The organism is Segetibacter koreensis DSM 18137, assembly GCF_000374045.1.
Taxonomy (GTDB): Bacteria; Bacteroidota; Bacteroidia; order Chitinophagales; family Chitinophagaceae; genus Segetibacter; species Segetibacter koreensis.
Map to the genome: position 1 here is coordinate 111,381 of NZ_KB893321.1, position 22,362 is coordinate 133,742.

The 22,362-nt window shown below is 37.3% G+C and carries 16 protein-coding genes; 5 read left to right on the plus strand and 11 right to left on the minus strand.

Annotation, left to right across the window (positions count from 1 at the left end; all coding sequences use genetic code 11):
- The first annotated feature begins 28 nt into the window (after positions 1-28).
- Entirely contained in the window at positions 29-2,692 is a 2,664-nt protein-coding gene (locus B154_RS0108915) for a TonB-dependent receptor (RefSeq protein WP_018613545.1), read from the plus strand.
- Positions 2,693-2,778: 86 nt separating this feature from the next.
- Here the strand turns inward: B154_RS0108915 and B154_RS0108920 are convergent, their stop codons facing one another.
- The 6 genes from B154_RS0108920 to B154_RS0108945 form a co-directional block, all read right to left on the minus strand.
- Positions 2,779-3,438 carry a protein-L-isoaspartate(D-aspartate) O-methyltransferase gene (locus tag B154_RS0108920; protein WP_018613546.1) on the minus strand — a complete coding sequence of 220 codons (660 nt, stop codon included), beginning with the start codon at positions 3,436-3,438 and terminating at the stop codon, positions 2,779-2,781.
- A 118-nt stretch (positions 3,439-3,556) separates the two neighbouring features.
- On the minus strand, positions 3,557-5,035 hold the full coding sequence (locus tag B154_RS0108925; RefSeq protein ID WP_018613547.1) for a gluconokinase: 1,479 nt from the start codon (positions 5,033-5,035) through the stop codon (positions 3,557-3,559).
- 41 nt (positions 5,036-5,076) lie between these two features.
- A complete protein-coding gene (locus B154_RS0108930) occupies positions 5,077-7,692 on the minus strand; it encodes a TonB-dependent receptor domain-containing protein (RefSeq protein WP_018613548.1) in 2,616 nt (871 codons plus the stop codon).
- Positions 7,693-7,780: 88 nt separating this feature from the next.
- Positions 7,781-8,164 (minus strand): HYC_CC_PP family protein, encoded by a 384-nt coding sequence (locus B154_RS0108935; RefSeq protein WP_033411416.1) that lies wholly within the window; start codon positions 8,162-8,164, stop codon positions 7,781-7,783.
- A gap of 74 nt (positions 8,165-8,238) precedes the next feature.
- Positions 8,239-10,596, minus strand: a complete 2,358-nt coding sequence (locus B154_RS0108940; protein WP_018613550.1) for a TonB-dependent receptor — start codon at positions 10,594-10,596, stop codon at positions 8,239-8,241.
- A 340-nt stretch (positions 10,597-10,936) separates the two neighbouring features.
- Positions 10,937-11,512, minus strand: a complete 576-nt coding sequence (locus tag B154_RS0108945) for a DUF3347 domain-containing protein (RefSeq protein WP_026260067.1) — start codon at positions 11,510-11,512, stop codon at positions 10,937-10,939.
- Between the two features lie 165 nt (positions 11,513-11,677).
- Between B154_RS0108945 and B154_RS0108950 the strand changes: the two genes are divergently transcribed.
- The gene (locus tag B154_RS0108950) at positions 11,678-13,654 is read left to right on the plus strand and encodes an ABC-F family ATP-binding cassette domain-containing protein (RefSeq protein WP_018613552.1); all 1,977 of its coding nucleotides are present in this window, start codon (positions 11,678-11,680) and stop codon (positions 13,652-13,654) included.
- 91 nt (positions 13,655-13,745) lie between these two features.
- Here B154_RS0108950 and B154_RS0108955 read toward each other — a convergent pair whose 3' ends face one another.
- Positions 13,746-14,333 carry a peptidylprolyl isomerase gene (locus tag B154_RS0108955; protein WP_018613553.1) on the minus strand — a complete coding sequence of 196 codons (588 nt, stop codon included), beginning with the start codon at positions 14,331-14,333 and terminating at the stop codon, positions 13,746-13,748.
- 285 nt (positions 14,334-14,618) lie between these two features.
- Here B154_RS0108955 and B154_RS0108960 point away from each other — a divergent pair, with 285 nt between their 5' ends.
- On the plus strand, positions 14,619-14,819 hold the full coding sequence (locus B154_RS0108960) for a cytochrome c oxidase subunit II (protein WP_018613555.1): 201 nt from the start codon (positions 14,619-14,621) through the stop codon (positions 14,817-14,819).
- Here the strand turns inward: B154_RS0108960 and B154_RS0108965 are convergent, their stop codons facing one another.
- The 3 genes from B154_RS0108965 to B154_RS0108975 form a co-directional block, all read right to left on the minus strand.
- Positions 14,820-15,497 carry a YggS family pyridoxal phosphate-dependent enzyme gene (locus B154_RS0108965; protein WP_018613557.1) on the minus strand — a complete coding sequence of 226 codons (678 nt, stop codon included), beginning with the start codon at positions 15,495-15,497 and terminating at the stop codon, positions 14,820-14,822.
- Positions 15,498-15,705: 208 nt separating this feature from the next.
- Positions 15,706-16,860 carry an acyl-CoA dehydrogenase family protein gene (locus tag B154_RS0108970; RefSeq protein WP_018613559.1) on the minus strand — a complete coding sequence of 385 codons (1,155 nt, stop codon included), beginning with the start codon at positions 16,858-16,860 and terminating at the stop codon, positions 15,706-15,708.
- 36 nt (positions 16,861-16,896) lie between these two features.
- Positions 16,897-17,949, minus strand: a complete 1,053-nt coding sequence (locus B154_RS0108975; RefSeq protein WP_018613560.1) for an LLM class flavin-dependent oxidoreductase — start codon at positions 17,947-17,949, stop codon at positions 16,897-16,899.
- A gap of 308 nt (positions 17,950-18,257) precedes the next feature.
- Here B154_RS0108975 and parS point away from each other — a divergent pair, with 308 nt between their 5' ends.
- Positions 18,258-18,863 carry a type II RES/Xre toxin-antitoxin system antitoxin gene (gene parS / locus B154_RS28095; RefSeq protein ID WP_018613562.1) on the plus strand — a complete coding sequence of 202 codons (606 nt, stop codon included), beginning with the start codon at positions 18,258-18,260 and terminating at the stop codon, positions 18,861-18,863.
- A 9-nt stretch (positions 18,864-18,872) separates the two neighbouring features.
- Positions 18,873-19,331 carry an RES family NAD+ phosphorylase gene (locus tag B154_RS0108990; protein WP_018613563.1) on the plus strand — a complete coding sequence of 153 codons (459 nt, stop codon included), beginning with the start codon at positions 18,873-18,875 and terminating at the stop codon, positions 19,329-19,331.
- Between the two features lie 69 nt (positions 19,332-19,400).
- Here the strand turns inward: B154_RS0108990 and uvrA are convergent, their stop codons facing one another.
- Positions 19,401-22,271 (minus strand): excinuclease ABC subunit UvrA, encoded by a 2,871-nt coding sequence (uvrA, locus tag B154_RS0108995; RefSeq protein ID WP_018613564.1) that lies wholly within the window; start codon positions 22,269-22,271, stop codon positions 19,401-19,403.
- Positions 22,272-22,362 lie beyond the last annotated feature (91 nt).

The following is a 22,362-nucleotide window of genomic DNA, read 5'->3' on the forward strand; positions in this document are numbered from 1 at the left end:
TAAGGAACTTTAATTATTAAATGATATTATGAAAAAATTACTACTCACTTTTTCACTACTTATTTCTGTTGCTATAATGGCACAAATGCCGCAGGGACGCGGTTCATTTAAAGGTGGAAAAAACCAAAATTTTAATGTAGGACATTTATATGGAAAAGTGGTGGATAGTAAGACGGGGAAAGGTATAGACGGAGCTTCTCTTCAGTTATTAGGAAACCGCTTCGACTCCACCTCGGGGCAAATGATATCTTCTACTTTAAAAGCAGCAATCACCAATTCAAAAGGTGAGTTTGATCTTGATAATTTGCCAGTAAGGGGAAATTCTATCCTTAAGTTTTCAGCAGTCGGGTATAAACCTATTGAACAAAAAATATCTTTTGGGGTAAAAATGCCGCAAGGTGGAGACCAGGGAGAAAATGCCAGAGAGCAAATGATGAGCATGATGGACAAAGACCTGGGAAACATAAAACTGCAACCAGACGCAGCAGTTCTTGCAAATGTGACAGTCACTTCTACAAAAGAATTGTTTGAAATGGGTGTAGACAGAAAGATTTTCAATGTAGATAAAAATTTAACGAGCCAGGGACAAACAGCCACAGAAATAATGAAAAGCATTCCTTCTTTAAGTGTAGATATAGATGGAAATGTGACAATGAGAAATGCAACTCCTACCTTGTTTGTTGATGGACGGCCTACTACCCTTACCATGGACCAGATACCGGCAGATATAATCGAAAAGGTAGAATTGATTACCAATCCTTCCGCAAAATTTGATGCTTCTGGTGGTAATGCAGGTATTTTAAATATCGTTTTGAAGAAAAACCGGAAAGTTGGGTACAACGGAGGAATACGTGTGGGTGCCGATACACGTGGAAGAGTAAATCTAGGTGGAGATATTAATTTCAGGCAAAATAAAATAAACTTTTTTGCCAGTGGAAATCTCAACCAACGCAAGTCGAAATCGACTGCAACCACAGATCGTACAAACCTGAGCAATGGCGTGCCTGTTAGCAGAGTGTACCAGCGAAGCAATCCTATAAGCACAGGTTATTTCGGATTTATTCGGGGAGGTTTTGATTATCTGATAGACAATCGCAATACCCTTACTTTAAGTGGAAACTATAATAAAGGAAGTTTTAATTCCTCTGACAATCAACATGTTGATTCTTCATTAATTATCAACCCTTCATTCAATACTGTTAATCAGACCAGTGACCGGAATTTTCAAAACCTGGGATCGCAATTAAGCTATAAACACAACTTTGCTAAAAACGGCCACGAACTTACTGCAGACGCTAATTATAATTCAAGTAAAAATGATAACGTTAATTTCATTAATACCCAGACTTATGATCTTGCATCTACTGTAAAAGGTTTACCGGTAATGCAGCAATCAACGGGTGGTGGAAATAGTAAAAATTATACTTTTCAATCAGATTATGAAAACCCTTTTTCTGACAATCAGAAAATAGAAGCAGGTGTAAGGGCAGCAATAAGAGATTTTGAAAATAATAATAATCAATACTTCTTTAATCATGCACTCAGCAAATATGTACTGTCCCAGAGAATAAGCAGCAACTATAAATTTACCGACAAAGTATATGCTGCTTATGGTACTTATAGTTTAAAATTAAAAAAGTGGAGTTACCAGTTTGGCCTTAGAGTTGAAAGTTCATCATACGATGGATCGATCATAGGAAAAGATATATTGGGTCGGGATTCTCTTTCAAGTTTTAAGGTAGATTTTCCTTTATCGCTTTTTCCCAGCGCTTTTATTACTTATAAAATTTCTGATAAAGAAGATTTTCAGATGAATTATTCCAGAAGAATTAACCGCCCCAACTTCTGGCAGTTAATACCATTCACCGATTACTCTGATCCCTATAATTTAAGTGTTGGTAATGCACAATTAAAGCCTGAGTTCACAAATTCTTTTGAGGTATCTTATAACAATAATTACAAAAAAGGAGCAAATTTTTTAGTTAGCGGTTTTTTTAAATATAATACAAACCTTATTACACGTTATCAATACCTTGGAGCAAACCCTGATACTGCTCACCATTATTCAGCCAGTGACAGTGTTCTATTCAATACTTATTTAAATGCAAACAACAGTTTTACTTATGGCCTGGAGTTAACCAACAGAATTCCGGTAACAAGGTGGTGGGACATGACAGCCAACTTTAACCTGTTTAATTCTAGAATAAACTTAAGCGATCCTAAACAAAGCAGCCTTACCAACCAAAGGACCAGTTGGTTTGCAAAATTGAATAACAGTGTTAAGTTCCCTAAAAAAATCTCTCTGCAGTTATCAGGTGAGTATTACGCTAAAACTGTGTTACCACAAGGAGGTGGCGGCGGACGTGGTGGTTTTGGCGGTGGACCGGTTGCTACCGCTCAGGGCTATATTAATCCACGTTATTCGTTTGATATTGCGTTACGAAAAGACTGGACATGGAAAGGCGGCAATAGCGCCTCCCTTACCGTTAGCATGAATGATTTCTTACGAACACAATTATACAGTACCTATTCCGAATCTCCATTTTTGATGCAAACCTCTGAGAGAAGAAGAGACCCTCAGATACTCAGAGTTAACTTTGCTTATCGCTTTGGTAAGTTTGATGTAAACCTGTTTAAAAGGAAAAATAACAAAGAAGAGCAGGGCGGAAACGATATTATACCTGTTCAGTAAAAATTACAACAAAACATAAAAAAGCGAGCGCTATAATAAGTAAAGCACTCGTTTTTTTTTATATTCAGACCTTAGTATTTAAGTTTTTAATTGCCGCTTTTGCCCTCAAGCATTGGCACAAAGGAGAAGTTTTCAAATCTTTCTTCACTATAAGTTCCATCGGCTAATTTTGTAAGCCTGAGCATTTGTTGAAATGGACCTAAATCAATAGGAATAACCATATAGCCTCCTGTTTTCAATTGTTGAATAAGCTTGGGAGGAACATATGGAGCAGCAGCAGTTATGATTACTTTATCAAAAGGGGCAAAGGTTGGCAAGCCTTCAAAACCATCACCGTAAAAAAATTTGATATTCGGATATTTACTTTTAAAAATAAAAAGCTTGTTTTGTTCGAAAAGTTTTTTTTGCCTTTCTATTGTAAAAACCTTTGCACCCATTTCCGCCAAAACCGATGCCTGGTAAACACTCCCGGTACCAATTTCAAGTACTTTGTCGTAAGGCTTAATCTCTAAAAGCTGGGTCTGGTAAGCAACCGTATAAGGCTGAGAAATTGTTTGTCCTTCCGCAATCGGAAACGCCCGGTCTTCATATGCAATTTTGCTGAAAGCTGAATCAAGAAAAAAATGCCTTGGAATGTTATTTATTGCAGTTAAAACATTTTCGTCTGTAATTCCTTTTTTTCTCAATTGGTCAACCAACTGTTTGCGTAAACCTTTGTATTGATATGTGTCAGTGTAGTTTTTCATACCGGGCTGCAATTTACTTAATGACGCTGACTGCAACTACTTTTACCTAAAATTACGCTTATTTGTGAAAAACATAAATAGCATGAATAAATAATGAACAATCTATAAAAAGTAAAGCTTATTTATTAATATTTAGCTCTGAAGCAGATGCTGGTGTCATCTCATGCTTAAGCAACTCATAAAGCCGTTCAAACTTATTGAAGCAGTTGATGTATAATTGATGATTACTGGCAATGGGATTATATGTAACCGAAGCGTGGTTTTGAAAGGCAGTATTAATTCCTACCGCTTCTGCTCCCAGCATTACCGCACCTAATGCCGAACTTTCCACTGCTTCAGACACCAGTACCTTTATGTTGAAAACATCAGCAAGAATCTGAAGCCATAAAGTGCTTTTAGCAAAGCCACCCGAAGCATGAAGTTCTGTTATCTCTTTATTTTCAGCTAAAATTTTTCCTATACTGTATAAACTGAAAATTACTCCTTCCATTGAAGCCCGAATTAAGTGCGCTTTAGTATGTGCGATATGCAAACCGAAAAATACTCCTTTAGCATTTGAATTCCATAACGGTGCTCTTTCTCCTAAAATATACGGGAGAAATATTAAATCTTCGCTGCCTGCTTCAACTGCTTGTGCCTGTTCATACAGTTTTTCATAACTCTCGCCCGTTTCCAGGAGTGCTTCTTTTAACCATTGCAAGACAACCGCTCCATTGTTATTTGCTCCGCCTGCTATATAAAGATTGTCTTTTAAATGGTAGCAAAAAGTTCTCATTTTAGAATCAGTTTCAGGGGCAGAAACAACCATGCGAGCTGCGCCGCTTGTACCAATGGTTATCGCCATAGCATTTTTGCCGGTAGCGCCAGTGCCAAGGTTAGACAATGCACCATCACTGGCACCAATTACAAACGGAACATTTTTGAGGATTGAGAGTGTAGGATTTTGACCTTTATAATAAATTAAATGCTTTGTCGTAACAACCTGCGATAAAAGTGAAGAAGTAATTCCTATGAAGTCTAATATTTCTTCATCCCACTGCAGCGTTTTGGTGTTTAATAAACCGGTGGCTGAAGCTATTGAGGTATCGACAACAAAGTCTCCGAAAAGCTTATAAAAAACATATTCCTTGATGCCAATAAATTTATAAGCAATATTAAAAATATCAGGCTGATTTTCCTTAAACCACAGCAGCTTGCATAGCGGAGACATAGAATGAACAGGCACTCCGCTTGCTGAATAAAACTTGTGTCCTTTTTCACTGCTTCTTAGTTTTTCCGCAATTATATCTGCCCGGTTATCTGCCCAAATTATACATTGTGACAGCAGATTTCCTTTTTCATCTACAGCTATAACGCTGTGCATGGCTGCGCTAAATGAGATAAATACAGGTAGTTCGGGAGACATTTCCTTTACAACCTTTTCAATTCCCTTTAAAACCGCCTCAAATATTTCGTCGGGGTTCTGCTCACTTCGGTTAGGTTGAGGATGGTTCATTTCGTAATCGAAGGAACAGCTTGCAATAACTTCTCCTTTAACAGAAAAAGCAATTGCTTTCGAAGAGGTTGTGCCTATGTCAATGCCAAGGTAATAGTCCATTTTTATATAGAGTCGCTTATTTTTATCGCTGAGATCCAAATTTATTTAATCCTGAACCGAAATCCCCCATAAAACATTCTTCCCGTAATTGGCCCCCACGTCATAGAAGCATCAAAATAAGGACTGAAAGTTTGTTCGGGGGCTATAATTGCATTTTTTTGAAAATAGTTCGTCAGGTTTTCACCGCCTATATAAATATCTATAAGATCTTTCTTTCCTATAGTTTTACTTACCTGTGCATTCATTACAACAAATGAGGGCGAATAATCGGGGCGTTGATACCTTTCTGGGTTACTTTTCGTTGATGGCAATCTTTTCCTTCCGCTACAGCTTACAGTATAGTCAAACTTCCATCCATTTGTTTCATAAGCTAAGTTGGCAAACGCCCTGTTTTGTGCAGTTAATGGTTTTTGCAATAATTGATCGCTATACATTGTTTTTACATCAAACAAGCGATACGCCAGCCTTACATCAAATCGTTTGACCGGTATAAAAGACAATTCTGCCTGTAGACTGTTTGAATATGATTTACCGTTTAGATTGTAAAACTTTATAACACGTGGGTCTTCTACGTCTGCTACCACCTGGTTAGTAAAATCGTTCCTGAAAAAATCTACTCCGACTGTTGCCGTACGATGAAATAGTGTAAACTTTTGGTCTACAGTTATTCCTTTGTTCCATGCTACTTCAGGCTGCAAGCCGTAAGCTCCGCCTGCGCCTGGTGCAATTATATTTACTTGTCTCGAACTGATGAGAACACCGTTATTTTCTGCAAAAATGTTTGCCGTTCTCTGCCCTCTTCCTGCACTTACCCTTATTACTGTTCCTTTAATTGGCTCATACCTGGCATTTAATCGGGGAGTTGTAAACCATCCATATAAGTTATTATAGTCTTCACGCAGACCTGCAACAACATCAAATTTATCAGAAGGTGTATAGGTGTACTCAAAAAAAGCTCCGGGCACTATTTCAGTTCTTTTGTAATTATTTGCTTTAAAATCTTCGTTGTATTTGTCGTAAACATAACTAAAACCTGTCCTGAATTTATGAGTTGTTGTATGTATAATAGACTGATAAATAAGGTTTGAATAAAAGTTTTGTTGCTGTGCGTTGTATTTTGTTAGGCCAAAATACGAGTTTTGTTTATGCTCAAATGCAGATAGTTGCAACCCTATGCTTTGATATTTCTTTTGAGGAAACACGTAACCAAGTTTTCCAAATCCCTCTACCCTTCTTGTATTGATTTCTAAACCATAATTATTAGTAGTAAATTTATCTGTTGAGGGATTATAGTTTATCTGTCCCCCGGTTTTTTTGTCATCTAAGAACTTAATACCAAACTGAGACATTAACCCCTTATTGTTATCATAACTCCACCTGTTAATTGCACTGAATAAATTGCCTGTGGGCAAATCCCTGAAGCCATCTTTATTGAAATCTAACCGGTTGTTCTTTAAAAAATCATGGTGTAGCAACAAAGCAGTTAACCATTTTTTACTGATCTTTTGAGAAAGATTTAGGTTAAGGTCTGTTTTACCAAAATCATTTATGTACATATTGGCATATAGTCTTTCACTATTCTGAGGCTTCTTTAATTCCACGTTTATCTGGCCTGCAATGCTTTCATAGCCATTTGCTACCGAACCTGTTCCTTTACTTAATTGAATACTTTCTACCCAGGTTCCTGGAATTGAATTTAATCCCAAAAAGGTGGCCAAACCTCGGGGACCAGGTAAGTTCTCAACAGTAAGTTGACTATAAATACCGGCTAAACCTAAAAGCTGAATCTGTTTAGAGCCGGTAACAGCGTCGTTATAAGAAACGTCGACTGAAGGATTTGTTTCAAAACTTTCGCTAAGGTTACAACAGGCAGCTTTAAACAATTCTTTCTCACTCATCGTTTCGGTGCGAAATGCAGTAGAAGTATTTATATATCTTGAAAGTTTGGATGCTGTAACTTTTACCTCGTTTAGCCTGTTGTTTGTTGCCAGTATCATTTTAAGATCCTGTGCGTCATTCACCAAAATTGTATCTGCCTTGTAACCGGAATAACTGATAATAAGACGGTTCCCTGAATGCTTGATTGCAAAAGAACCGGTATTATCTGTTACAGTACCCTGGTTCGTTCCGAGCCACATTATACTTGCGCCAGCCAAGGGTATAAAAGAACCTTTTTTATCTTCTTCCAAAACAACCCCTTTTATTATTTGTCCGGGTGTTGCAATGGATGAGGTTGTAACGGAGTCAGTAGCATGTGTTGCACTTTTTTGTTCACCTGCTCCGTGATTCATTGCTGGGTCATCCATATTTTCCGTTTCCCGGTAATGGCAGCATGAAGGCAATTGGTTGTAGGCTACATCAGTCGCCTTTTTTTCATAAGTATCGTGACCTGCGGCTGTTATTTTGTTTTGAATCTTTTCTAAGGAAATGCGGGAAGGGTCAAAGGATAATGAAAGAATTTTGGTATCAATATTCCAATCGGCTAATGTTATTCCTTTTACTTTTAATGCATTTTCTATTCGATGCTTGCACTGTTCGCATACGCCATACACTTTAAACGCAACTGTAGTGTCATGTAAAGGATTGTTACTGGCTTGAGCAAAAGATTCTAAGTTAACAAACACTAAAGCCGCGATGGCTAGTAGTAGTTTTTTCATTTTCAGAAAATAAAATAATTGATGATTTAATTGTTTTGGTACTAATACGAGAAAAATCGATTAGTATTAAAAAATATCAAACAATTAATCAAATTCTGAAAACGCAGTTTTGAATACAAAGGGAAACAGAAGATGTTATTAAAGGCGGACCAGTAGGTAATTCATTTACTGGCTTTTCACTAACAGGTAAAATGTTAACGTAGTAACGGGGAGATACAAAAGCAGGTTGAATACAATTAAGGGTCAACTGTTTTACAGTTTTTTCCTGGTCGGCTTTCAGTTTGAACTCAAGCTTTTTATTATCGCAACACTTTTGCTTTGAAACTTGCTTACCAGGTAAACAATCTTTCTTTTCATTTTGAGAAAACGAGATATTGTCAAACTTGCCACAGCAATAATGAAAGGTTACCGACATGCCTGATGAAGACAAGCTATAAACAAGTATTAATACTATTACAAGAAACCTTTTCATTAGTGCAAAAATAAAAAATATAATTCAAAGAAGTTCAAAGGTTTTAAGGCCTGTATTGGAAGAAGTTGTTGATGCTAAAAAGTAACATTCCAGGTGACTGCAGGAATTATTGGAAATAGAGAAACTTGTCTTGCGTCCACTTTCAGGTTTCCATCCGCCGCACTTCCTGTCTGATCAAAATAAATAAAATAAGGATTTTGCCTGCTATAAGCATTGTAAATACTAAAGACCCAACTATCAGTGTACTTCCTTTTCTTTTTAAGTTTGGGGGTCAACGTAGCTGAAAAATCAATACGGTGATAAGGAGCCAGCCGATATGCATTCATCCGGCTGTTCTCCTGTGTCAAAACTCCGTTAATAAAATAGAACCTTTCAGGAACAGTTACTGCATTACCCGTACCATATACAAATACTGACGAAAGCTTCCATTTCTTATTCAACGCGTAGGTAGCTACAACAGAAAGATCATGCCGCCGGTCATATTTTGTTGGATATTTTTTGCCATCATTTAACTCCGGAAATTTCCTCCAGGTCCAGCTAAGGGTGTAACCAATCCAACCTGATAATCTTCCTTTCACTTTGTTTATAAAAAATTCTGCCCCGTAACTCCAGCCTTTTCCAAACACAAATTCTTCTTCGGGATCTTTTAGAGAAGGCGTATACCCTTCTCTGTATTCGATCTGGTTTTGCATTTGTTTGTAATATAACTCTATGGATGTTTCATAGGTGTTGTTATTGAAGTTTTGAAAATAACCGGCGGAATACTGCCAGCTTATCTGTGGCTTTACTATATAAGTGCTGGGTACCCAAAGATCTGTAGGTAAAGTAGTGCCGGCATTGCTTACCAGGTGAATATATTGGAGATTGCGGGTAACGGCAGCCTTTACAGACGCATCTTCATTTAAAGAATAACGAACAGTAAATCTTGGCTCTAAACCGCCATAATATTTGATATTCTGGCCCGTTTTATATAAGGTGCTATCGAGCTTGTTGCCATTTACATCAGTTTTATATTTTTTGAAAGGCCCTATTTGCTGAAATGCTCCATATCGCATTCCTATATTCACTTTGAAAGTATTGCTTATATCCCAGTCATCCTGTACGTACACTCCATATTCATTCGCAAATTTCTTATTCGCATTATTAGGCGCAAAAACGGTGGTATCCTGCTGGGCAGTTACAATGTTGGGCAAAAATCGGTGATAGGTATATAAAGCTCCGAATTTTACTTTATGGTTAGGTAAAGGATAATAATCGAAATCTGTTTTAGCATTCAGATCTTTTATACCTGAAGAAAGTTTAATAGAAAAATCATTCTGCGAAGCGGCAAAAGAAAACTTATAATCATTATATACTAATGAAGTATTACTAAAAAGCTTTTGGTTAAAAATGTGGTTCCAACGGGCAGTAGCAGTTGAATTTCCCCAGGGAACAGTAACTTTAAATGAACGCTCGGCGTTATTGAAGTTAAAAACATCGCGTCCAAGATAACCACTAAGATAAATGCGATCTTTTCCTGATATATAATAATTTACTTTAGCATTTAAATCATAGAAATAATAGCCCGAACCATAGAAAGAACTGGATTTGCTGATAGCAGGTTTAATAAGCTGGTCTATATATGTGCGGCGGCCGGAAACAATATAAGATGCCTTATTCTTTTTGATTGGCCCCTGAATGGAAAAACGCGAAGCAATTAATCCGATACCTGCATCGACCTGCGTTTTATTCATATTCCCATCTTTCATACTTATATCAACTACCGATGATAGTCTTCCTCCATACTGAGCTGGCATACCACCTTTTATAAGCGATACATTTTTTATAGCATCTGAATTGAAGATGGAAAAAAAACCAAACAAATGACCAGTATTGTACACTACTGCGTCATCCAGTATAATAAGGTTTTGATCGGGTCCTCCTCCCCTTACGTAAAAACCTGAGTTTCCTTCGCCCGCGTTTCGAACTCCGGGCAATAATTGCAATGTCTTTAGTATATCAACTTCTCCAAACAACGCTGGCATCGATTTGACTTTTTCCATGCTTAAATCAATTTTGCCCATTTGCGCTGTCTTAACGTTGTTATCTCTGCGATGCCCTGTAACCGTGACATTTTCGATTATGATATTGGAAGGTACCAGGTAAATATCGCGTTGATGATTACTGTCGAGATGTACAGATATTATTTTAGTATTGTAACCAACAAAAGAAATTGATACAAGATAAGTTCCTTTTGAAAGTGTTATCGAATAATAACCATATGGATTAGTGGTTACACCTTTTCCAGCCGAAGGAATATTGAGGTTTGCACCAATCAGCGTTTCACCTGTAAGAGAATCTTTAATATAACCATTAATGGTGAATTTGTGTTGGGCGACAGCAGAAACATTGAACAAAAAAAAGCAAAAAGCGACCGGGCAAAACTTTGTCACTAACGAAAAATGTTTTGAAATTGACGTGAAGTTCATTCGCATATCACTAACCCTCTTTAAGCCTTTATTAATATATATCGTGTATTAATAATATTGCTTCTAACAAAATAGGAAATATTTTTATAAATATCATATTAATAAAAGATGCGACATTATAGTGTAAACTGGAAGAAATATAACTGGCTGCAAAAAAATTCGCAGTTAGTAACAGCCGTTTACCTCTCCTGCCCTTATGGTTATTGTAATGACAACAGTTTATTGCTTTTGTTCATTTACCGATACTAAAAAACCTTCAGCTTGTAGCAATCGCTGAAGGTTTTTTAAATAATTTTATTAAGACCTATTGTTTTTTTCTGAAGTCAATCGAGTCTTTTACTTCACCGCAGGTAAGCATCTTTTTACCAAAATAAGGGTTTTTTATATCTGTCGTCTGGCTTAGCCAGTAAGCGCCGGCATCGTTAAAAGCCATAGGGCAAAATTGGTGATAAACAACATCTTTATCAAAATGCACGGTTCTCACAAGATCGTACATATTGTCGCTGATCATCTGAAAAGATTTCCGTTTTGCTTCAAGATTTGGTTCTGCAACCAACGCTTTTGCTTCAGACGAAATAGAGCCCAGATACTGCTTAGCCATTTCAATAATACTGCTGTCGGCCTTTACTTCCTGCAGGTTTAAACTATCTGCACTTGTCATAAGTGCTTTTGCCTGCGAAGCCGCCATTGTATCGTTTGATGCTACAAAAGCATCTTTTAAACGATAATAGTTGTTAAGTAAAGCAGTAAATTTATTGTTGAAACTAGTCGAATTTTCACTTTGGGCAAGAGGTTCACTTTTTTTAGTTTCTTCTGCCTTTTTATCTTCACCGCCACATGCCGCAAAAAAAATCAGTAATGCTATTGCTAAATATTTCATGTTAAAAGTATTTGTACAAAAGTAAATGAAATTGTTATCCAAACACATTGGCTTACTTTTGTGCCCCTTAAACCCATCCAGATGAATGCGTTTGGACTAAAGGGTACTTAATAATTAATTTATTAATAATTACTGATTTTTGTTTTTCTAATAAGAAAGTTTTTTATGCTGATAGGTCTTCAGAATGTTACGTTTGAATTTGGTGCACGGGTAATTGTAAGTGATGCAACATGGCATATACAACCGGGTGACAGAATTGGATTAATTGGGTATAATGGTACCGGGAAATCCACACTATTAAAAGTATTAGTGGGAGAATATGCTCCCTCTGCCGGAACAGTAGAAAAAGGCCGTGATACCACAATCGGCTACCTGCACCAGGACCTTTTGAGTTTCGATACCAATGAAAGTATTACCGAGGTAGCACTAGGTGCTTTTGAAAAAGTGCGCAAGCTTGAAAAAGAGATTGAAGAATTAGGAAAGCAATTGGAAAAAGATCATGAAAATGAAGAATTACTTATAAAGTATACCGATGCCCTGCATGAAATGGATGTACTGGATGGCTATAATATTCACTACAAAGCCGAGGAAGTGTTGCATGGGCTCGGCTTTAGCAACGAGGTCTTAAACAAGCCGTACAAACAATTTAGCGGTGGCTGGCGAATGCGCGTTCTCTTAGCGAAAATGATACTGCAGGCACCTGATGTCTTGTTGCTCGATGAGCCGACAAACCACCTGGATTTACCGTCGATTGAGTGGTTGGAGAAATACCTGATTAATTATAAAGGAAGCGTGGTAATTGTGAGCCACGACAAGTTCTTCCTCAACCGGATGGTGAATAAAATTGTAGAACTGTATCAGCGTCAATTACATATCTACTCTGGTAATTATGATTATTACCAAAAGGAGAAAGATATAAGAATTGAAATGCAGCAGCGGGCTTTTGAAAACCAACAGGATTATATACGCCAGCAGGAAAGATTTATAGAGCGTTTTAAAGCCAAAGCAAGTAAAGCCGCGCAGGCACAGAGCGTACAAAAGCGACTTGACAAGCTGGATGTAATAGAAGATGTACAAATAGAAAGGCCGGATATACGAATAAACTTTTTGGTAGATAAAACGCCGGGAAGAGTATTGGTTTCTTTAAAAGATATAAGCAAAAAATTTGGCGATCTTACTATTGTCGATGACACCTCTGCAGAAATTGACCGGGGAGATAAAATCGCTTTGATAGGCGCTAATGGTAAGGGAAAATCTACTGTTTTGAGAATAGTAGGCGGCACAGAACCTTTTGAAGGCAAAAGAGTGTGGGGACATAATGTCGATGAAAGCTTTTATGCGCAACATCAGTTAGAAGCGTTGAATTTGAACAATACGATCTTAGACGAAATGAAAGGTGCAGGCAGCCAGAAAACAGAAATGGAGCTACGTTCTTTGTTGGGCGGTTTTTTGTTTGGCGGAGATGATGTGGAAAAGAAAATCAAAGTTTTAAGCGGTGGTGAAAAAGCGAGGGTGGCTTTGGCAAAAACAATTGTAAGCAAGGCAAACTTTTTATTGCTCGATGAGCCTACCAACCACTTGGATATGCACAGCGTTGAACTACTAGCTGATGCATTGAATAAATATCAGGGAAGCTACATCTTGGTAAGTCATGACAGGTTTTTTATCTCTAAGACTGCTAATAAAATCTGGGAAATTGTCGACCACAAGATAAAAGAATTTAAAGGAACTTATGATGAATGGGTACAATGGAATGAAAGAATGGCAAGATTAGAAGCTGAGAAAAAAAGTGAGAATGGCAAGCAAAAAACGGAAAATGTCAAAAAAGAAGAAGTTAAACCCGTTCAAACAGTGCAAGTAAAGCCGGTAAATAATTCACCTGTAAACCGGGAGTTGCAAAGAGAGTTACAAAAACAACAGCGAAGGTTAATACAACTTGAGGAAGAGATAAGTAAAGCTTCTTCAGAAAGAGACAGGCTTGAACGAGCTCTCGCTGCCCCTGAAAACTATGCTGATAAAAATAAGTTTGTAGTGGTTGAAAATGATTATAAGAAAGCCCACCAAAAATTGCAGAGTTTGAATAAAGAATATGAAACGCTTTTTGAAAAAGTGATGGAACTTGAAATGCAGGTAGCGGGATAACGGTTAGTCCTTAGCCTAAAAATAATAAAAACAGGCCAGGCATAACTTGAAGTATTCGCAAGGAGCGTATAAACTAAAACATTGCAAAGCTTTATAATCTCACAATGTCAAATATCATCACCGGGGGAGTGAAAGCCTGGTCATCCTCCGGCCTGTCGTAGATCGTTCTAACAATATCCATTCCTTTTACTACTTTCCCAAAAGCTGCGTAACCTTGGTTATCGGGGTTGTTTTCGCCACCATAATCAAATCCGGGCTGGTCGCCAAGACAAATAAAAAATTCCGTAGTTGCAGTACCTGGTTCCTGCCTCGCTAACGATATTGTACCATCTTTATGCAAAATTCCGGTTTGTTTTGTTGTTTCATGCTCAATACCCTTCAAAGAAGTAAAGAGCTTATGATTGGTTCTCCAAATTCCTCCCTGTATTAGTGCTGCTTTAAATGCATCCATTGGTTGATTGTCCTGGTTTAGAACGCGATAAAATGCAGCATTTTTATAAAATCCGGAATCTATATACGACAAAAAGGCGGCAGTGCTTTTAGGCGCTTTATCAGTATATAATTCAACTTCTATATTGCCTATTTTTGTTTCAATCGCAATATGTGGATTTTTATACTTCTTTCCCTCACATGCAGTTAAAACCGTGCAGACGGCTATAATAAAATACGTTATCCTCATTTCTATTTTGTTCAAATATTTCGATTACGACATTTGTTATTGATCATTTTAAACCACTTTTTTAAATGACCTGTTTAATGTTTATTTTTATCACACTATTACTCGCAATTCAGCCGGGTAACCCTAAAAGCGTATAAATTTTCATTCCAAAGGTGAGGTGGATCAATTATAAAACTTATATCCAGAGAATCCAATTTAAGACAGGAGCTGAAAACATTTAAATTTATATTCAGTTCTTGATTCACTAGTTTGCATTAAATTTAAATTTGTATTCAAATCATTTATATGAAATCATTACTTACTGCAATTTTCGTTTTAGGCTTATCTGCTTTATTTGCCCAATCTATTCCTGTTCATCAACCGGTGGAAGATCGCTATCATATTAGCTATTGGTGGTGGGCATTGGGAGTTATATTAGCGATTGGTGTAGGCGTGATTATTTACATGCTGATAAAAAAAGACCCTAAACGAGATGCTGTACGATAACTATTTTGGTCTTGCACCGAAAAGAAGACTACCAATCCTAACCATATTACTGCCCTCTTCTATCGCTATTTTATAATCACCACTCATACCCATAGAAAGAGTCGAAAATTGACAGTTGGCTGTTGTCTGAGATGTAAACTTTTCAAATAAAGTTGTCAAAGCTTTCATTTCGTTTCTTACTTTATTTGAATCATCACTAAAGCTAGCCATTCCCATTAATCCATCAATATGAACATTTGCTAACTTTTCAGGATCGCTTTTTACTATATCCATTATTTCTTTCAATTCATTTTCGTCGAGGCCAAACTTTGTATCTTCCTGGGCTATATGCACTTGCAAAAGACACTTAATTATTTTGTTTATTTTTTTTGCTTGTTTGTTAATTTCCTGAAGTAATTTAAGGCTATCAACCCCTTGTATTAAATGTACAAAAGGTGCTATATATTTTACTTTATTGCTTTGCAAATGACCTATAAAGTGCCAATGTGTATCGGCGGGTAGCCGAGGCTGTTTTTCGAGGAGTTCCTGTACGTAATTTTCTCCGAAATCGCGTTGTCCCAATGCGTACAACCTTTTTATATCGTCAATTGATTGCAGTTTGCTTACAGCCACCAGTTGAACATTTTTGGGTCGTAACTCATTTATTATCTCATTATATTTTTCTTCGTTTACCGCCATTCTTATCGCTTTAAGATTACGAAATATATACAAAAATCCCTTGAACCTTTGTAATATTCCTTTTTAAGGAAATTGGAATTGTTTTGTAATTAAGGTGAAATCAGATAGAATTTATATGAGGTGAAAATACACCTGTAATTTCTATGCCTTCGGAAAAAGAGTAAAACCATATTTGTAATTATGGAGTTCTAAACATCTGCTCATAAAGCTACTGTAGTAAAGTCCGACTAATGACAATTCGTTGCACTTCACTTGTGCCTTCGTATATCTGGGTAATTTTTGCGTCACGCATCAACCGTTCTACGTGATATTCTTTTACAAAACCGTAGCCACCATGTATTTGTACCGCCTCTATTGCTGTCCACATAGCTGTTTCACTGCTGTAAACCTTTGCCATAGATGAAGCGTAAGTATAATCTTGTTTCTGGTCTTTTTCCCATGCTGCTTTTAAACAAAGCAATCTTGCTGCTTCTATTTTTGTTGCCATGTCTGCAAGCTTAAACTGTATAGCCTGGTGATGCATTATTTCTGTACCAAAAGCTTTTCGCTCTTTAGCGTATTTCAATGCAAGTTCAAAGGCTCCAATTGCAATACCAAGCGCCTGGGATGCGATGCCAATGCGCCCACCGGCAAGTGTTTTCATAGCAAATCTAAATCCAAATCCGTCCTCTCCTACCCGGTTTTCCTTAGGCACTTTCACATCGGTAAACATTATGGAAGTAGTATCGCTGCCACGAATTCCCATTTTGTTTTCTTTTGTTCCGATGGTTACTCCAGGCCAACCTTTTTCAACTATTAACGTATTTATTCCGTGGCTTTTTTGCTCGGGATGAGTTTGCGCCATAACGAGATAAACAGATGCAGTTGAGCCATTGGTAATCCAATTCTTTGTACCGTTTAAAAGATAGTAATCACCCATATCCTGCGCGGTAGTTTGTTGTGAAGTCGCATCGCTTCCGGCACCAGGTTCACTTAATAGAAATGCCCCTATATACAGTTCGTCATTTTTTAGCCCCCTCGATAAATGCGTAAGGTATTTTTGCTTTTGTTCTTCAGTTCCAAATGCCTCTATCCCCCAACAAATAAGACTGTTGTTTACGCTCATGCAAACACTTACACTCGCATCTATTTTGCTAATCTCCTCCATAGCAAGTACATAACTGATAGTGTCCATACCTCCGCCTCCGTACGCAGGACTTACCATCATGCCCATAAAACCCAATTCGGCCAGCTTCCTAATTTGTTCTTTGGGGAACTTTTGTTGTTCATCACGTTCGATCACCCCTGGCAAACATTCATTTTGTGCAAAATCCCTTGCTGCTTTTTGTATCATCTGATGCTCTTCTGTCAATTCAAAATTCATACAGCAACATTTATTGGAAAGATAAATTGAAATAAATTAAAAAACGTGTGCGATTTTGTCTTTTAATTCTTTTTCTTTCCATAATTCAGCTACAATTTCATAAGAATTCATTCTAGCCTTGTGGTCATAAATATGTGAAGTAATCATAATTTCATCGGCCTGGGTTTCATCAAGAAATCTTTGTAATTTTCCTTTTACAGTTTCCGGCTTCCCTATAAAAGTATATTGCATCATTTGTAGTATGGCCGCTTTCTCATGATCACTCCATATCTCATCCATATTTTTCACAGGAGGCTGTAAAGGCCTGGAAGTACCGTGAATAATACCCATAGCAAGCTGGTACAATGATGTTGCAAGATATTCAGCTTCCTCATCTGTGTTTGCAGCAATAACGTTTACGCATGTCAACGCATATGGTTCTTTTATATCTTCAGATGGTTTAAATGTTTCTCTGTAAATATTCAATGCAGCATGTAAATAGGTAGGGGCGAAATGACTTGCAAAGGCAAAAGGTAAGCCGAGTATAGCAGCCAATTGGGCACTGTAGGTACTTGAGCCTAATAACCATATTGGAATTTTAAGTCCTTCACCCGGTATTGCCCTAACCTTCGCCGAGCTGTTTTCGGCTGAGAAATATTGCCTTAACTCCATTAGGCTCTCCGGAAAATCATTCGGACCCTCCTGCAGGTTTCGTCTTAGAGCTCTTGCTGTTACCTGGTCTGAGCCCGGAGCGCGCCCAATGCCCAAATCTATTCTGCCGGGATATAAAGACTCTAAGGTTCCGAACTGTTCGGCAATTACTAAAGGCGAGTGGTTTGGTAACATAATACCTCCTGAACCGACCCTTATTGTCGAAGTCTTTCCTGCTATAAAGCCAATAAGAACTGAGGTAGCGGAACTTGCAATACTTTCCATGCTATGATGCTCTGCAAGCCAATAGCGCTTATAACCCAATTGCTCTACCTGTTGAGCCAACTCGGCACTGTTTCTAAAAGTATCTGCCGGTGTTTTACCCGCAAGTATCGCCGCGAGGTCTAATACTGATAATGATATATCTGAAAGGTTTTTTTTATCCTGATTATTATTCATTTTGTCTTTTAAATCTTTAATTATTGCTCATTTTAAAAAAGTTGAAATCCTGATTTCAGTAAAAAAACTTAAGAAGTATGCTAATCATTTAAATTTCATTGGCCTGGCTAGGGCATCTTTTTTAATAAAATCCAAATTTTATGACTTACTGTTATCATATTCAATCGCAAAGTTAATGGGATGGCTAATAACAGATATGAACATAGTTTTAAAAGGAGATTTTATAACTTTTAAAAAAAATCTTATAACAATTCAAAATCTTTGGGAAAAAGTATAAATTTGTATTGGCAGAAATAATAATTTGTACTATGAAAGAAAAAGCCGCAGCCAAACCAGTAAAGGAAATCAAAGGCAAAAAGAATAAAAACTTACTTGAAACAGATTTGAAAACGAGTAAAAATATCAGGAATACCGTTGACGAAGAAAGTAATGTGCCTACACTTGCTGAGCCTTTAATTGCCGTTAATTATTCAAATCGCGCAAAGTACACTTCTCCAAGCCTGACCATTTTAAATGGTGCTGCCAAAAAACCTGAAAGCCGAATGACTTCTTTTGAAAAAATAAGTATGATAAAAGAGGGAATATCTAAAAAAGACCTGGAAAATTTAAAAGATAAGGCCGGCTTCGATTATAACCAGTTGTCAAAAGTGCTTTCTGTGGCGCGCGCTACTCTTATTAATAAAAAAGGAAATGATAGGTTTGATATGAACCTAAGTGAGAAAATAGTAAGCGTAGCTGATATTTATTCATACGGTTACGAAGTTTTTGAAGATGAAACCAAATTTAATGATTGGATATTTCGTACAAACAGGTCTCTGGGCGGACAGGCTCCATATGATTTATTAGATAGCCAATATGGGCGCGAAGAAGTAAAAAACCTTATTGGAAGAATTGATTATGGTGTTTATTCTTAAATGCCATTTATGATTGTTTACAGAATAGGACGAACGAAATATGCGAATGATTTAACTGGAGAGGGTGCAAGATTAAACGGGGGAAGATGGAACCATAGATTATCTTCCTGTCTATATACCTCCGAAAGTCGCGCACTTGCTGTTTTAGAATATACCGTTAATGTAAATATTGATGATATTCCTCGAGCCTTGAGTATTAGTACAATTCAAATACCAGAAAGCAGTATTTTAGAATTAACAATTGCAGAGCTTCCCGGTGACTGGAGAGCATCCCCAGCCCCGTCATCTACAAGAGAATTTGGAACTCAGTTATTAAAAAAAGCTAATTTTCCTGTAATAAAGATTCCCTCTGCTATTATACCGGAGGAACATAATTTTTTACTAAATCCTCTGCATAAAGACAGTTCCACATTTTCCATTATTGATGTAGAGGATTTTGTATACGATATAAGGATAAAAGCCGTTTAATTTACAATTTATTAATTTGAACTAAAGTTTAAGGTTTTCGGTTTATTTAAATCGTAAATATTCAATTCTTTATTTCTTTAACTCTAGCGCAAGGTATTTTCCGGTATGGCTGGCTTTTACTTTAATTAAATTTTCCGGTGTTCCTTCAAATAATATTTTTCCACCTCCATCACCGCCCTCTGGACCTAAATCTATTATATGGTCTGCAACCTTTATAACATCTAGATTATGCTCAATCACCAATACAGTATTTCCGCGGTCGACAAGTTTATTTAAAACGTCAAGCAAGTGCTGTATATCCTGGAAGTGTAAACCCGTTGTTGGTTCATCGAGAATATAAAAAGTTTTACCGGTATCTTTTTTTGCCAACTCAGTTGCAAGCTTTACCCTTTGCGCCTCCCCTCCACTAAGCGTTACTGCAGATTGACCAAGCGTAATATACCCAAGTCCGACCTCCTGCAATACTTTGATCTTTCTATACAAATAAGGTACATTTTGAAAAAAATCAACTGCTTCATCAACAGTCATATCTAATACATCGCTTATTGATTTTCCTTTGTAACGAATTTCGAGTGTTTCTCTGTTATAGCGTTTCCCATTACACTTTTCGCACGGCACGTATACGTCTGGCAGAAAATTCATTTCAATAACACGCATACCACCACCTTCGCAAACATCGCATCTTCCTCCTCTTACATTGAAAGAAAAACGACCTGCTGCATAACCGCGAATCTTTGCTTCGGGAATAGCAGCAAATAAGGTTCTTATCTCTGTAAAAAAGCCACAATATGTAGCTGGATTACTTCTTGGCGTTCTTCCTATGGGACTCTGGTCTATCTCAATAACTTTATCGATAAATTCTAATCCGGTAACGCTTTTATGCTCCATCGGCGTCATCTTACTATTGTAGGCATGTTTTGATAAAATCGGGTAAAGCGTTTCAGTTATCAAAGTGCTTTTTCCGCTTCCGCTAACGCCTGTTACACAAATAAATTTTCCTAAAGGAAATTTTACATTAACACCTTTCAGGTTGTTACCTTTTACGCCTTTCAGCTCAAGCACATTACCATTTCCTGCTCTTCTTTTTTCCGGAACCTCAATAGACTTTTCACCATTTAAATAGGCTGAAGTTGGAGACCCTGACGTTAAAACGTCACCGGGAAATCCCTGCGCCACTACCTGGCCTCCATGCTTGCCCGCTTTTGGACCAATGTCAATTAAATGGTCTGAGGCAAGCATAATGTCTTTATCATGCTCAACCACTAATACGCTGTTACCAATGTCTCTCAGGTTTTTTAATGCAACAATTAGTTGCTGATTATCTCTTTGATGTAAGCCTATACTTGGCTCATCTAAAATATAGGTAATACCCTGCAGTTGAGAACCTATTTGTGTTGCTAATCTTATGCGCTGGCTTTCTCCTCCGCTTAAAGACTTTGAGGGCCGGTTTAAGGTGAGATAAGTAAGACCTACATCGAGCAAAAAACCAAGACGTTCTCTTATTTCTTTTAAAATATCTTTTGCAATTAAATTTTGCTTTTTACTCAGCCTTACTTCTATCTCCTTGAACCACTCAAACAATTTATCCAAATCCTGCTGACTTAATTCAGCTATGTTCTTTTCATTTACTTTGAACCATAAACTTTCTTTCTTCAACCTCGCTCCATTGCACGACGGGCAGTTTTTTAAAATCATAAACTTCTCCACCCAATCTCTTAAAGATTCGCTGCTGCTGCGGGAAAACCAGCGTTTGAGCATATTAATTATTCCTTCATATTCCGTCAGATACATGTCTCCCGGCAAAGCCTCATAATCACCTGATATTTGCATATCTTCCTCTGCATCTTCTTTGCCATACAGTATAATATTCAGCGCTTGCTTAGGTAAATCTTTTAATGGTTTATCAACACTGAATTTGTGTTTCTTTCCTAATTGTACAATTTGCTTATATATATATGCTTCTCTTTCTTCGCCCAGCGGCGCTATTGCACCTTCTTTTATGCTTTTGCTCCAATCAGGAATAACCGCTTCCATGCTCACCTGGTAAACACTGCCAAGCCCTTTACAAACGGGACAGGCGCCATAAGGTGAGTTGAAAGAAAATGCATTGGGTGAAGGTTCTTCGTAGCTCAATCCTGTGTCCTCGCACATTAACTGTTTACTGTATTGCACAACACTGTTATCATCATTAATCAGAAGAAACATAAGATCTTTGCCTACCTGTAAAGTCTTTTGTACACTTTGGCTTAACCTTACCTTCATATCGTCTGTAGCCTGCAGCCGGTCAATTACTAATTCTATATCATGAATTTTATAACGGTCTACCTGCATTTTTTCTTTAAGGTCTTTCACCTCTCCATCAATTCGTACCTTTAAAAAACCTTTTTTTCTGACATCTTCAAAAAGTTCGCGATAATGTCCCTTGCGACCCCGTATAAGTGGTGCTAATAATGTTATTTTTTTATCCTTGTATTTAGAAAAAATATTCTCGACAATTTCTTCTTCGCTCCATTTTACCATTTTTTTTCCCGTGTTGTAGCTATAAGCCTCGCCGATTCGCGCAAATAACAAACGGAGAAAATCATACACTTCAGTAATGGTTCCAACAGTGGACCGCGGATTTTTATTGGTAGTTTTTTGTTCAATTGATATTACAGGACTAAGCCCGGTTATTTTATCAACATCGGGCCTCTCCATGTCTCCTATGAATTGCCTTGCATAAGCGCTAAAACTTTCCATATAGCGCCGCTGGCCCTCGTTATAAATTGTATCAAAAGCAAGGGAAGATTTGCCACTCCCGCTAACGCCGGTAATAACTACCAGTTTATTTTTCGGGATGGATATGTCAATATTTTTGAGATTGTGGACCCGTGCACCAAAAACTTCTATCTGTTCTTCTGCCACAGTATTTTCTATTGCAGGAAATTCGGTTTTTTCCATAAAGTTGCAAAGATAAGAACAGCCTTGAGAAGAAAAGGTTATGTTGAAGCCATAAAAAACTTTATAACTATGATTTAAGCTTTGAAGTCAT

Excerpts from the sequence above, each read along its gene's own strand:
- B154_RS0108950 (WP_018613552.1), top strand. The coding sequence starts at position 11,678 with ATGCTGATAGGTCTTCAGAATGTTACGTTTGAATTTGGTGCACGGGTA.
- B154_RS0108935 (WP_033411416.1), bottom strand. The coding sequence starts at position 8,164 with ATGAAAAGGTTTCTTGTAATAGTATTAATACTTGTTTATAGCTTGTCT.
- B154_RS0108930 (WP_018613548.1), bottom strand. The coding sequence starts at position 7,692 with ATGAAAAAACTACTACTAGCCATCGCGGCTTTAGTGTTTGTTAACTTA.
- B154_RS0108915 (WP_018613545.1), top strand. The coding sequence starts at position 29 with ATGAAAAAATTACTACTCACTTTTTCACTACTTATTTCTGTTGCTATA.
- B154_RS0108965 (WP_018613557.1), bottom strand. The coding sequence starts at position 15,497 with ATGGCGGTAAACGAAGAAAAATATAATGAGATAATAAATGAGTTACGA.
- B154_RS0108945 (WP_026260067.1), bottom strand. The coding sequence starts at position 11,512 with ATGAAATATTTAGCAATAGCATTACTGATTTTTTTTGCGGCATGTGGC.
- B154_RS0108955 (WP_018613553.1), bottom strand. The coding sequence starts at position 14,333 with ATGAGGATAACGTATTTTATTATAGCCGTCTGCACGGTTTTAACTGCA.
- B154_RS0108925 (WP_018613547.1), bottom strand. The coding sequence starts at position 5,035 with ATGGACTATTACCTTGGCATTGACATAGGCACAACCTCTTCGAAAGCA.
- parS (WP_018613562.1), top strand. The coding sequence starts at position 18,258 with ATGAAAGAAAAAGCCGCAGCCAAACCAGTAAAGGAAATCAAAGGCAAA.
- uvrA (WP_018613564.1), bottom strand. The coding sequence starts at position 22,271 with ATGGAAAAAACCGAATTTCCTGCAATAGAAAATACTGTGGCAGAAGAA.
- B154_RS0108970 (WP_018613559.1), bottom strand. The coding sequence starts at position 16,860 with ATGAATTTTGAATTGACAGAAGAGCATCAGATGATACAAAAAGCAGCA.
- B154_RS0108960 (WP_018613555.1), top strand. The coding sequence starts at position 14,619 with ATGAAATCATTACTTACTGCAATTTTCGTTTTAGGCTTATCTGCTTTA.
- B154_RS0108975 (WP_018613560.1), bottom strand. The coding sequence starts at position 17,949 with ATGAATAATAATCAGGATAAAAAAAACCTTTCAGATATATCATTATCA.
- B154_RS0108920 (WP_018613546.1), bottom strand. The coding sequence starts at position 3,438 with ATGAAAAACTACACTGACACATATCAATACAAAGGTTTACGCAAACAG.
- B154_RS0108990 (WP_018613563.1), top strand. The coding sequence starts at position 18,873 with ATGATTGTTTACAGAATAGGACGAACGAAATATGCGAATGATTTAACT.